Raw genomic sequence first — 13,189 nt, forward strand, 5'->3', positions numbered from 1 at the left:
AACTGGTAACGGCGTAGGGGCATAGCTAAAGCGGCGCGTTACTAGACTGTGTTCTTTAATATAAATTTAAGTAGATTAAAATTATTATTTTTCAATAGGATACATCAAGCATTCGTTATGAGCATCTCGACATGGAATAGGAGCTGATTTTGTAAGTATCCCACCTAACCGGACAAGCCACTCTTGTCCTGCAGGGGCTGCTAACGCATATACTTCAATAAGAGACTTACTCGTCAGGTTATTCTCAACAACATCTCTTTCCGACGTAGGTTTATGTGGCTGACCTAATTTTTCCCTTAACTTTAAGTTAGTTAGGGCCTTTTTCTCCTGAGCACGCTACCACCCTGCCGTGACACAAGATCTATTACGCCATCATCATATAAGCAAACTGCAGCACCACTTAGGATGCTGAAGTCTTGAATTTATATTTCAATAAAGAAGTTCCTTTGATACGTTACCAGTATCAAAAAACTCTTTTAAGATCTTAACAATAAGTTCACAGTCTTTTGTAAGCTGAGATTCCGGCCAGTAATCTCCAAGAATCACCATTCCTGTATCAGGTTTAGATGAATCCCAGTACGTTCTTACTTGGTATTCATCTTCGATAATTTCACCTAATGTTATCAAGTAATAACCATTCTCTGTTCTGACCTGAAGCATTTCAGCGCTATCATCGCCACTGTTCAGTATATCAAGAGTAAGGGTTCCTTTTTTCCCCTGAATTTGTTTAAACTGATTTAATACCATATCCCAATTTGAGATCTGTTTATTGCCACCTGTTTCGTCCAGTGTCCAGCTCATTTTAAAATTCATTTTAATCCCTAACCTTGAGAGATTTCATGCTAGGCTGCCAGTAGAGGACTGATCCTGTAGCCTCTTCATAAATTGTTAAAGATTTTAGCCACGCTTTATTAGCCATAGCTGCTATATCACTGCGGCAATATCGGCAAGGATCCCTCCCAGTATTCCCCCAACAGCCTGTACCACCATCTGTGGTGTACTGCCGCCACTGTCATTACTGTTTTATCATGGCAGTTGAAGAAACCTCACGGCGAAGGGCCTGCCGGGTGGTCATGAAACTCTTAAGCGAAGGGCGATTTTATGCCATTGGTTACATCCGCGACAGTCAGACTCACGAACCTGCCTCCACCATCACGCTTAAGGGCGACTGTCTGGAAGACGCGAATTTGAGAGCGAGACACCACTAAGGGTACGAGTGATGCCGGGTTGTCTGATACTGACCACGCAGAAGCCGTTACCGACCCTGGCATCACATACTGAACATATCAACCGGTGCTGACCGACCAGTGCATTGCTTCGCGAGCGATGCAATCCGGCCGACAACTTTTTTGCCCTGACGCGCCTTTTTCGCCCGGACACGCTACCGCCCCGGTGAAGATTCCACCGGATAAATTGCCTACAGCTGGGGAATATAGAAAAGCAGCTCCCGGCATAGCAATCAGGAGCTGAATCATTCAGAAACCACTTAAAACTACTTCCCCATGATCATATTTTTTTAGAATTTTCCCATTTCTTACGAAGATGCAGTGATTAAAGTTCTTAATTTTCAGATTACATCCCTCATCATCAACCTCTGCGTCCCCAATAAAGTTAAGCATTAGGTTGTCCGAAAGAAAAATTCTAAATCCATCTGTTTTTTTTTCTATCTTTTCAATAACATATTGATTATCAAAAGGCCTTCCATAGGGGCCGTCTGGTAGAAAGAAATAAAATGAGCTTCTTTTGCTTACCCAATACTCAACTATTTCACTCGTATTCATTTTTTTATGATCCAGTCATCTTTAGGTGTAGGTAAAAATATCTGAGTGCCGCCACCATGCAATGTCGGGTGGGTACCTTGGGTACCAGTTTGTGCTGCAGCTGCTCCTTCGTAATATGTTGTTCCTTTAGGGATCTTTATAATAGATTGGTTTTGGAAAGTGTTCCCCCATTCGGGAAGTACAGCACTATCCATCTGAGATTGTAAAGGGCCTTTTGATGGTTCTGGAGTCCAATAACGACCATCAGCTTTTGCAGAACCACCATAGTCACGATATAGATAAATATCTGTTTCTGCTACTTTCTCAGTATACGTTCCGCTTCTAAATGTCGAAGCTGGTGCTTGAGGATCATTTGGATTCCCTAACGGGCCTGATTCATGTGGACCATATGATTTAATAAGTTGTGCTGATTGAGAGCTCCCAGAAGAGACAACTTTGTTCGTCAAAGAACTTAGTTTGTTTGCTGCTGCAGTTCCTATAATTGGTGCAACTGAAGCTGCTACTATCTTCATCCCGTCATAAGTTTCGACATAAGCTTGTGCCGTTGCTTTATCAACACCAAGTTGCACCATGGCGTAGTTCACCATTGCATCCTTCACCTGTTGCTGATTCTGCGCATCAACACTGGTGATATTCAGCAAGTTTACTATCTGCCCGTAAGCATCCGGATACATATCGCTGGCTTGATTATTGTAGTTTCCGGTTTCATATCCGGCTTTTGCCGCATACGCTTTAGCTCTTTCCGTCGCACATCCGGCAGTGGCTGCTTTGCCATTGCCACACGCATCAATCACTTCCTTATCGCTGCTAATATCTTTTTCAAGCAATGCATCATATTTCTGCTGCGCCTTTTCGCGCTCTACCGGATCTTTACTGTTTTTAAGCGTCTGTTTTGCTAGCTCAAGCTCAGTCTTTTCAGACACGCTAAGATAGTTATTCTCAGCCGCATTCTTACCGCTCTGCGCGCCTGTAGCCGCTGACGCGATGCTGTCACCGGCAATACCGCCTGCCATACCTGCAGATATCGTTGCCAGAGTGCTTATTGTCTGTCTCTGCTCTTCGCTGAGATCAGACTGTTTCACACCTGGATACAACATTCCGGCAATCGCTCTGGCGGCCAGTTCTCCCGTCGCTGCTCCCACCGCACCTGCTGCCGCATTATTACCCTGCAACGCAGCAACTGCACCGCCAAGAATGGCGTGGGCGATGGCGTTTACAGCCGGGTCTTTTTCGGTTGATTTCAGCAGATGTGCCAGTTCCGGTGCTGAAGCTCCCGCCAGTGCTGCGCCAATGTCGCCACCTGCCAGCCCCTGAAGCGCGGCTGTCGCGGCCTGTATACCCCGCTGGATATTACTGCCGGTGCCGAACTTCGCCATTTCATCCTTGTAAGCCTGCGTGTCACGCAGTTTCGCAAGATATTCCTGACGTTGTTTCTCTGTCGCATTAGCAGGAAGTGTTTCACCGGATGCTTCCTTCGCAGCTTTCAGTCCGTTCAGGTCACCCTGAGTACGGGCGATATCTGCAGCCTGGCTGCCAATATCACTGATAAGACCCACTTCCTGCAGACGGTTCTGCTCTTTCTCCTTGTCGAAGATAGGGCTGATACTGTCGTTGGCATGTTCCGGGTCACGGCTGAGGTCCGCGATATCCTGTTTCTGGTTATCCTTATCACGAATAGTGATGGTGCCATCCGACACAGCCGCCTGGGTTGTGCCTTCAGCATGGCCGCTGCTGCCACCGGCAGATATCATGCCGCCCGGCATGTTGCCTTTAAACTGGTCGCCGCCAAAGCTTCCGCCACCGCTCAGGCTGATGCCACTGTGGCTGACTTTGTAATCCGCCTCGTTGTGAAGGTCGCTGAATCCCAGCGTGCCGGTATCAAGGTGGTTTTTATCTGCCGTCGCGTTTGAGGCTATGACCGCACCGTCAAGCTGGGTATGTTTACCCACGGTAATTTCGAACCCGCCGTCACCGGCGAACATCCCGGTCTGCTCCTGCACAGAGTCGTAGCGACTCTTCATCTTGTCCTGGCTGGCGCTGATGTAACCCGAGCCGGTCATAGAACCAAAGGTGAAGCTGCCACCAGCGGCTACGCTGCTCTGTTTACTGTCGTAGTCATTGTTATCCTGCTGGCTGCTCATCAGCAGGTCTCGGCCCACGTCTGCCGTGATTTTATCACCACTGACCTGCGCACCATTCAGTACCGTATCGCGACCACTGTTGATGGTGACGGTTTTCCCGCTGTCGATAGTGGTTTCAGTCCATTCGGTGCCGTTGCCTTTCTCGTTGCCTTTTGAGGCATTGACGTTGGCAAAGATGCTGATACCGGCTCCACTGCCACCGGCACCAATGCTGACCCCCACGCCGCCGCCACTGCTGCTGTTCTTGCCGGTGGTTTTTTGCGTGTTTGCAGCACCAAGGAGCAGAACATCATTCGTGGCATCCAGAGTTGTGTTGCCGCCAGCCTTAAGCTGACTTCCGGCAATCACAATATCCCCGCTGTTATCGCCCTTGTTTTTACCGGTCGCGATAACCGACAGGTTATTCCCGGCATTGAGCGTGCTGCCGGATACCGTGTCACTCTCTGAATGCTGTTGTGATTTTGATTTCTGGGTAGTGAGTGACAGGCTGACGCCCATCGCATTCGGGTCACCGGTTGCGGAGGCCAGTGCTACTGCCTGTCCGGCCTGAACGCCAGACAGGGCCGTTTTGGTTGCCTGCAGTGCCCTGAGACGACTGTCACTGGTCTCTTTCGTCTCCTGCGCGTTAGTGACAGCATTATTGATGGCGCTGCCCACTGTGCCGGAGAGGGCAACGGTCAGCCCGCTTTTCTTCTGCTCAAACGTCTCGTCCACTGTGCGACGGTCGTGACCCGGGTCAATCACCACACTGTCACCGGTAATGCTGATGTCCCGGTTGGCAATCACATCCGAGCCGCTGATATGCGCCTGGTTTCCCGCGGTGATGCTGACGTTACCGCCCGTACTACCCACTGTGGAGGCACTCTGGCTCTGGGTGGTACCGGCTTCACGTCTGTCATGCGTGGTCTTACTGCTGCCGATGGTGAAGCCGATACCGCCGGTACCCATCAGACCCGATTTCTTCGTTTCCTTAAAGCGCCATGAGGTGTCGGTATTGGTGGCGGCGGATATATCCACATTATTACCCGCGCTGAGCGCCACATCCTGGTCAGCCACCACATCCGAGCCTTTCACCATCAGGTTGTTACCGGCGTTTACCGCGACGCTGTTTCCCGACAACAATGACCCGGCTTCACGGGTGGCGCTGTCTTCCTCAATCTTGTGCGTGGTTTTCTTGCTGAGGAAACCGCCGCTTTTCTTCTTCGTCTCTTTGTAGTGATAATCGCTTTCTGTGGCGGTGGTCAGTGTAACGTCACGCCCGGCGTTCAGCGCAATATCACCGGTTGTGGTCACAGATGAAGCAACAGATGTGATATCCCGTCCTGCGGTGATGGTAGTGTTGCCACCGCTGGCGATTTCCGTTCCCTGCTGGCGAACAGACTCGTTAATCTCTTTTTTGTTTTTTGAGATGTAGCTGCTGCCTTCGTTGCTGGCTTCGGCCATCAGGTTCACGTCACGGCCCGCCTGGATGGCGACGTTGTTTTCCGCGGCGATTCCGGCGGCCTGGCTGGTGATATCCCGCCCGGCGGCAAAGGTAAGGTTATCCCCTGCAGTCACCGTGGAGCCTGCCGCGTGGCTTTCGTGACTTTCTGATTTACCGTTACGACTGTTGTGGCTTTCCCGGGCCGCGTTCAGGTTAAGGTCGTTACCTGCAGAGAGCAGGACACTGTTACCAGCGGAGACGGATGAGGCGGTAACATTCAGGTTATTGTCTGCCACCATCACCAGGTCTCCGCCAGCGCTGATATTGCTGCCCTGTGAAGTGGTGGATGATGAACTGTTGTCTTCAGTGCGCCAGAAACCGGACTGACTTTTGCTCCCGCTTATCTGGTTTGCGGCAATGTTGATATCATTTCCCGCAGACATTCCAAGGGTGCCACCAGACGAGACATTTGCCCCGGTAATGTTAATGTTTTTCCCTGCATCCAGTGAGAGTGAATCAGTGCCTTTAATGGTCGCCACCGGACCGGTGTCCGTACCGCTGACATGCACACTGCCATAGCGACTGTCACTGCCCGCACTCCACTGCTGAGTCCGGGTGATATTATTGATGCTGCCGCTGATGCTCTCCAGCGCCACAGTCTTACCGCTGATAGCAGAACCAATATTATTGATATCCCCGATGGCACTCAGGTTCAGACTACCACCAGCGTTTATCAGTCCGGTATTCAGGTTGCTGAGGCTGTTGCTGCTGTCGATAGCTAATGCATTCTGCGCAGTAATGGTACTGCCATCGTTGATAACGCGACCACCTGCCAGTTGAACGTTGTTACCACTAATGACGCTGCCGTTCTGCACGGCAACGTCTTTCGGTGACAGATAGACTTTCGGGATCATCACCGTCTGACCATTGACAGTCGCGGATTCCCACCACAGGATGCTCTGATCGAGCGCGGCGATCTGCGCAGCCGTCAGTGCGACGCCAAACTGCAGGCCGAGGGCGTTCTGCGTGGTGGCGGCGTTATCCATCAGGTATCGCATCTGGTCGAGGTCAGAGCCGAGACCGTTGATATAGCGGCTGCCGGTCTGGTTCAGTACATAGTTGCTGACGTAACGGGTATCAAATGCCGCATCGCCAAGGAAACGATAGTCGTGGTCCGGCCTGAGACCGAGTCGGTCAAGGAAGTACGACGAACCCAGGAACTGGTTCTGATCAGTAAATGCCCGGTTCGTTTCGCGTGGAGCATCGCCCGGGTGCATGCCCAGCAGCACATAAAGATCGCCATACAGGCTGGGGTCAAGCTGACCGAGTCCGTCGAGTTTCGGGTTAACGGTAATAAGATACGGGCTGTCCGGGTCGGTGGACGTGACAAAATAGCCGTTATTGCCCGAGGGGAGGGGATAAGCGCTGGTACCTGAATTATCCAGCGAATTGCCACCGCTCAGGTTTTGCAGTGCATCATTGACTTCATCGCGCCATTCAGGGGAATTGACTGCGACAGTGTTCGCGTTTGTGAGCGATTGCGTTTTTTCCGCATCACTTACGGTCTGTTGACTCAGCGGTGTCAGCGACGGGGTGGTGATAGTGTTACTAATCTGTCCGGCACTGGCGGTGGCACTGGTATTGCTGATATCACTGGTGAACGTGGCATTAACATTGCCGCCTGCCTGGATAACAGAGCGGAAATGCTCACCTTCCGTCAGCGCAGTCTCGTGGCCCTTCAGGATATAATTCAGCGTAGTGCTTTCCGGTAACCGATTTTCCCGACCAGTTTCTGCATCTTCTGAATATTTTTCAGGGAGTTTATCTGTTGTATCGGTGGCGTAACCGATATAACCGGGATCATAACTATAAACTAAATACTCCGTTGATATACCTGACTGCCAGCTCTGATTATTGAGTACATTCCCTGTCAGTGAAATATCCTTACTGGCAAGGATATCACTGGCAAGATTACTCAGGTTTCCGGCTTCGATTACAAGGTTCTTTCCGGAAGCGATACGCGCAGCACCACCGCTGCTTGTGACCGTCGTTCCTGTCTGGTTGGTAATAAACCGTTGATCGGCAGTATCCTCAAAAGCTGCATAGTAATACTGCATGACATGGAAGTAGTTACAGGCACTGTGTGTTCCACATGGGCCTGTTTCGTAATCGCGAATTCTCTTTAATATGCCGTAACTGCCCTCCGGCAGCAGACTGATATCCACAGACAGAGTGGCGTCTCCCACGCCCGGGAGGGTTTGTCCGCCATTAATATGTGTTTCTGTAACTTTCAGACCATCCCGCTGATTCAGCAGATGACCCGTCTTCATCGTGATATCACCCCTGAGGGTCTCGATATTTCCTGATGTATTGATGATCTCCGTGTTCGCCGCACCCGCCGCATTCTTCTGCATCACCAGATTGTTGCCCGCCAGGATATCGCCATAAATGTTGTGAAGCCGGGCAGCAAAAAGGTTGAGATTGTTACCGGCATAAATCAGTGCGGTGTTCAGCAGCGTTCCGGCGGCGTTCATCGTCATGTTGCCTGCCGTGCCGGTGAAGCCATTGATGGTGATATCACCGCGGCTGGTCATCTGGACGTCACCGCCCGCCGAGAGGCTTCCGGCCCCGTTAAGCAGAATGCTCTGTGCGCTGAACGTGCTGCCAGCCGTGCCGGTGGTCAGTTGTCCATTGTTCGTTAAGGCTCCGCCTGCGCTGAGCGACAGGCCATTACCCTGCATCACACCGTTATTGGCAATAGTTGCCTGAGAGGTGACGGAGAGCAGATTGCCCGCCGCCAGGGTGCCGCTGTGGGTGAGGGCGTTAACCAGTTTCAGGGTGGTATCGCCGAGCGCCACCACCTGACCAGCGCTGGTGAGCGTGTTGCTGTCGAGCAACAGGTTTCCTGCACTGAACAATCTGCCACCCGCCTGGTTATTAACGGTATTGCCTTTCACGATGAGGGCGGCGGTACCCAGTACAGTGCCGCTATTGGTGAGTGTATTATTCAGCACCTGCAGGTTTGCACCCTGTAGCGTGCCGGTGTTGGTCAGGCTGGTTCCACGCAGTTCGGCATTGCCGGTCGCCACCATCTTTCCGCCGTTAACAGTCTGCACGGCATTTACCAGCAGCGTCAGCGCCTGGATAAGCCCGTTACTGCCGGTGGTAAGTTGCGGTGTGGTCAGCGTGAGTTTGTCGCCGGAGAGAATGTTACCGTCATTCTGTGCGCGGCTGGTGGCGGTGAGCGTGGTCGCGCCGCCGCCCTGCAGCGTACCATTGTTGATAAGTGTCGCGGTGGAGAGGTTGAGCGCATTCTGGCTCAGCAACACGCCATTCACGGCGTTGTTCAGCTCGTCGCTGATGTTCAGGTCGAGCGATTCCCCTTGCACGCGGCCGCTGTTGGCGAGCGACGCGGTATTGACAGTTGTGGTTTTGCCCTGCAGTTGCCCGGCATTACTGGCGTTTGCGGATTGCAGTGCCAGTGTACCCGCGCTGAGCATTTTACCGCCTGCCTGGTTGGTCAGCATACCGTTCAGCGAGGCCATCAGGTCATTGACGCCGGTGATGTCGCCTGAGTTGGTCAGATTCTCGCCTGACAGCGTCAGGTTCTGTGCGATCCATTGTCCGCTGTTGCTTAAATTCATTGCACTGAGCGCCATCTCACCGTTCGAGGTGACTTTGCTGCCCGCTGCGCTGGCGAGATTACCCGTCAGGTGTGCAGTCAGGCTGTCAGCCGCCTGGATTGCACCGCTGTTTGTCAGACTGTCTGCGGTGAGCAGAACTCGTTTGCCCTGCCATTGTCCTGAACTGGTAATACTGCCTGCGGTGATCGTCAGATCGCCGGTGGTCAGCAGTGATCCCCCGTTATTCATCAGCGCAAGTTGAGGTGACGCCATCTCCATACGGGAGGCAAGTGTCAGCGCGGCGATCCCGGTGAGCGTGCCGCTGTTGGTGATGCTGTCCTGGCGCACTGTCAGCGTTTTACCCTGAATCGTGCCGCTGTTGCTGAGCATGTTACCCGTGAGGCTGAGACTCTCAGTTGACAGCAGTCTGCCCCGGTTGTCTGTATTCTGCGCCGTCAGCGTGGCACTGCTCTGGCTCATGATATCGCCGGTGCTGACAAGCGAACCGGTGTTCGTCACGAGTGTGCCGGTCGCCAGCAGGCTGCCGCCGTGGCTCCAGTCCGTGCCGGTCAGCGTGGCGTTATCACCCTGTACTGTACCGGCAGTGGTGAGCTGCCCGGCGGTGATGTCCAGTGCGCCCGCAGTTAACCAGCGTCCTGCATTACCCTGGGCCAGCGTGTCACCACGCAGCGTCAGGGCACTGTCTCCTTGTAACAGCCCGTCGCCGGTGAGGGTTGTCGTCTGCACGGTCAGTCCGGTATCGCTGACGATAAGGCCATTGTTGACGATACCAGGAACGTTAAGCGTCAGGTTCGCGGCGCTGTACAGCGTTCCGGCCTGCTGGTTGTCGAGCTGTTGCGTATTCAGCAGTAGTTGTGAATCGCCCTGCAGCAGACCGCTGTTGGTCAGCGTCTGCGACTGTGTGTTCAGCGTGGCGGCTGTCATCACCCCCTGATTAACGAATGTCGGAGCGTTGACATTCAGTGATGCCGCACTGCTTTTACCGCTGTGGTTCAGACGTTCGCTGGCAGCGATGTTCAACTGTTTTTTTGCCGCCTGGGTACCGGCCAGCGTAGCCTGCTTCGCGCTGAGCGTGACGTTGCGCCCTTGCATCTGCGACGCGGTTGTGGTGGTGAGGTTCTGTCCCTGCACCGTGATATCGCCGGTGGCGTTTATCGCACCGCTCAGCGTCTGACTGGCGGCATTCAGCGACAGGGCATTACCTGCGACCAGTTCACCGTTGTGGCTGAGTGTGCCGGTGGTGACGCTAAGGTTCTGTCCGGCGGTCACGCGCCCCTGTGTTGCCACACTGCTACCTGCATTCAGGGCGATACTGCGGGCGGCATCAGTCTGGCTGTTGCTGTCCTGCGAAAGGGTATTTGCCCGCAACGTGGCATCCCGGGCGGCGAGCAGTTTTTCATTCTGTTGAGTGATTTTGCCGCTGGCAGTCAGGCTGAGGTCGTTGTCGCTGTTAAGCGTTCCGTTACTGAGGGCGATATCACTCTGGCTGCTGACGGTCAGGTTACCGCCTGCTTTATGGTCGCCGGTGAGTGTAACGCTCTGGCCTTTTGCGCTGATGGCGCCGGTGGCAAGGCTGTTGTTGACAGTCAGTCTGCCGTTTGCATCGAGCGTAATATCACCGCTGCGGGCATTGAGGTTGCCGAGGTTTACCCCGACGCCGCTTTCGCCAGAGACCAGACGGATGCGGTTGGCGTACATCCCGCCGAGCGCGCCGGTATCAACAGCGACCTCCGGCACGTCGCCTTCACCTTTCAGTGCACTGACGCGACCGTCCGCCGTCACCCTGTTGGCCCCGGCAATCACCGTCAGGTCTTTTGCATGCAGGGCGGCGTTAATGTCCGTGGCGCGGGTAAGAATGGATACTGAGTCGCTGAGACTGCCGTCGAGCCCCTGACCTTCAATGGTAATGCTGCCTTTAGTGACATCAAACGACTGCAGGTTGCCGCTGGCATCCAGTACCGGTTTCCCGGTGGTCAGCGTCACGTTTGGGGTATTGATAAAGCCGCAGCCGTTACAGGTAATGCCGTAAGGGTTGGCAACCATCACGTTCGCCGCTTTGCCCGCCACTTCGGTATAACCCTGAAGCTGTGAACGGTTAGCGCCGGTGACTTCGTTGATAATGCCTTTCGCTTCCTGTCCGGCTTTCAGGTTCGGGTTGTTCTGGATCAGGCCGCCCAGTTGCGTCTGGTTCAGCTTACCGGTGGCGTTGTTAAGGATTAAACCTTCCTTCCCGACGTTATACTCACCGTATTTGTTATGGGATATCCCCGCTCCGTTGGGCGTGGCGATATTCACCACCGGCACGCCGTTGCCGGCTTTATCCATCTTCGTGTTACCGGTGGGGGTGACGGTTGCTGCCACCGCGGGCAGCAGCGGTTGCGTTGCCAGCAGGGTACTCAGCAGCCAGCTCAGTACACGCTGAGAAAAACGGGTCTGATTGTTATCCATCGTTTTTGTCCCTTAAAACGCCACCGCCATGCGGTAATAAATAATGAGATGATCCGGTGCCAGCCAGTCCGGGTATTTCACAGGAGTTCCCACGGTAAACTGTGTCGAAAACCAGCGATTCGCGCTGGTCAGCCCGACTGCCGCGCCCCACAGCGTGCCGCTGGCGTACGGGTCCTGGTCGTCCTGTTTCAGCCAGCCGCCATCCAGCGCCGCCATCGCGCTGATTTGCCCCATCCACGGCAGGGTAAACAGCGAGTAATTCAGCTCATTTCGCAGATAACCGCCATTGTTGCCGGAAAGATACTTTTCCTTAAAACCGCGGACAGAGCTTTCTCCACCCAGTGTGAGTTGTTCAGCTCCATAAAGCCGGTCCGGTGACCACTGAAAATAAACGCTGCTGAGCCACCAGAGATCGGCCGCGACGGGTCGCTGGAAGCTGCTGTTGAGGCTCCATTTGCGGAACTCCGCTTTCGGCACATCGCCATGTTTATCGTGATCGTCTTCCGCGCCCAGCCACGGCACACCGTGGGTAAAAGACGGGTTGAGGGTCGCCACGCCACCGAACATTTTTTGCGTGTGATTGATGCCGAACATCACGCTGGAGAGCTTGCGACTGCTGGAGTCCAGCAGCACGTCATCCAGATAATTGCGGCTGATGCGGTGGGTGATGCCGGTTGTAAGACCGGTTTTGATATCGCCGTTGCGGAACACCACCCACGAGCCGATAAGCCGGTGCGTTTCACTGTCGCCGGTTGAGCGCCACGGCCAGCCGTTGTTATCAATGGTGTTGAGGTAATTGCTCCAGCTGTAGCTGTAATCGAGCAGGCCGTAGCCGTAGGGAAGACTGACACCGGCGGCAAAATTCTGCGCATCATGCGAGTTTGAAAAATCACTACTGCGTCCGCCGCTGATAAACCATTTATCCGCCAGACCAAGCAGGTTATTGCCGGTTAATGCGCCGCTGAACTGGCCGGTACCGGTACTTTTCTGCCCGCTGTTATCAAAGCTTACCGAACCGCTAAGCGGAAATTCCGGCGTTGCGGTGAGATTGACAATTGACCAGCCCTGCGACTCACCCGGCTGAATTTCAATCTCCACTGGAACCTGGCGCACGCGGTTTAATTGCTCCATACCTTGTTCGATGTCGCGCAGGTTAAGGATTTTTCCTTCCAGCCCGGGAAACGTCATGGCGAGCGTCCGCTGCGGTACACCTTCCAGGCGGATTTGCTGTAACCGGCCTTCCAGTACCGTGAGGGTCAGCACGCCGGAGGAGAGGTCCTGCTCAGTCAGAAAGGCACGGCTGGTGATATAACCCCGGCTGATATACCAGTCAGAGACGGCGTTAGTGACCTGCGTCAGCCGGGTCATGTCCAGACACTGATTCAGCCAGGGGGCGGTGACGGTGTCAGCGTCGCGCGGTGACAATTTCGTATTGCCACTGATTTCGATACGGGAAATGGTAAAGCACGGACCTTCTGTGGTCGGGGGCACGACAGGTGCAGATGAGCGGGGTAGCGGTGTGCTGCGCTCCAGTTCATCACGCTGACGCTGGTTCTGTTCAAGCAGCTGTTGTTGTTGCTGTTGAATGGTATCGCGGTCAGCCGGAGAGAGTGGAGCCGCTGTGGCACGCACGCACGCTACCGCCAGAATGGTGATACAGAAGAGGCGCGTGACGACGGAATAATCGCATACTGGCTTCCTGCCCATTACTTATCCTTAAGGGAGATTTCGTATGAAAGTTAAACGTGAAAA

The 13,189-nt window shown here is 53.7% G+C and carries 4 protein-coding genes and 3 pseudogenes; 1 reads left to right on the top strand and 6 read right to left on the bottom strand.

Annotated features, from left to right (window positions below; genetic code table 11):
- Positions 1-429: 429 nt before the first annotated feature.
- Both ACERJC_RS11925 and ACERJC_RS25520 read right to left on the bottom strand, forming a co-directional pair.
- Positions 430-801: a DUF6911 family protein gene (locus ACERJC_RS11925; protein ID WP_373671753.1), complete on the bottom strand. Its 372-nt coding sequence runs from the start codon at positions 799-801 to the stop codon at positions 430-432.
- Positions 802-814: 13 nt separating this feature from the next.
- Positions 815-955, bottom strand: a pseudogene (locus ACERJC_RS25520) (cytidine deaminase-like fold-containing protein); the annotation flags it as partial.
- A 118-nt stretch (positions 956-1,073) separates the two neighbouring features.
- Between ACERJC_RS25520 and ACERJC_RS11930 the strand changes: the two are divergent.
- Positions 1,074-1,208 carry a SymE family type I addiction module toxin gene (locus ACERJC_RS11930; RefSeq protein ID WP_373671754.1) on the top strand — a complete coding sequence of 45 codons (135 nt, stop codon included), beginning with the start codon at positions 1,074-1,076 and terminating at the stop codon, positions 1,206-1,208.
- Positions 1,209-1,475: 267 nt separating this feature from the next.
- On the opposite strand, the gene ACERJC_RS11935 is transcribed toward ACERJC_RS11930, so the two are convergent.
- The 4 genes and pseudogenes from ACERJC_RS11935 to ACERJC_RS11950 form a co-directional block, all read right to left on the bottom strand.
- Positions 1,476-1,781, bottom strand: a complete 306-nt coding sequence (locus ACERJC_RS11935) for a hypothetical protein (RefSeq protein WP_373671755.1) — start codon at positions 1,779-1,781, stop codon at positions 1,476-1,478.
- 383 nt (positions 1,782-2,164) lie between these two features.
- Positions 2,165-7,510, bottom strand: a pseudogene (locus ACERJC_RS11940) (hemagglutinin repeat-containing protein); the annotation flags it as partial.
- 3,123 nt (positions 7,511-10,633) lie between these two features.
- Positions 10,634-11,437: pseudogene (locus ACERJC_RS11945) on the bottom strand (filamentous hemagglutinin N-terminal domain-containing protein); the annotation flags it as partial.
- Positions 11,438-11,449: 12 nt separating this feature from the next.
- Positions 11,450-13,144, bottom strand: a complete 1,695-nt coding sequence (locus tag ACERJC_RS11950) for a ShlB/FhaC/HecB family hemolysin secretion/activation protein (RefSeq protein ID WP_373671756.1) — start codon at positions 13,142-13,144, stop codon at positions 11,450-11,452.
- Between the last annotated feature and the right edge of the window lie 45 nt (positions 13,145-13,189).

This window comes from Citrobacter telavivensis (assembly GCF_041807075.1).
Lineage (GTDB): Bacteria > Pseudomonadota > Gammaproteobacteria > Enterobacterales > Enterobacteriaceae > Citrobacter_A > Citrobacter_A telavivensis.

Bases quoted from the DNA above. Each gene is read 5' to 3' on its own strand.
- ACERJC_RS11925 (WP_373671753.1), bottom strand. From the start codon at position 801: ATGAGCTGGACACTGGACGAAACAGGTGGCAATAAACAGATCTCAAAT.
- ACERJC_RS11930 (WP_373671754.1), top strand. From the start codon at position 1,074: ATGAAACTCTTAAGCGAAGGGCGATTTTATGCCATTGGTTACATCCGC.
- ACERJC_RS11935 (WP_373671755.1), bottom strand. From the start codon at position 1,781: ATGAATACGAGTGAAATAGTTGAGTATTGGGTAAGCAAAAGAAGCTCA.
- ACERJC_RS11950 (WP_373671756.1), bottom strand. From the start codon at position 13,144: ATGGGCAGGAAGCCAGTATGCGATTATTCCGTCGTCACGCGCCTCTTC.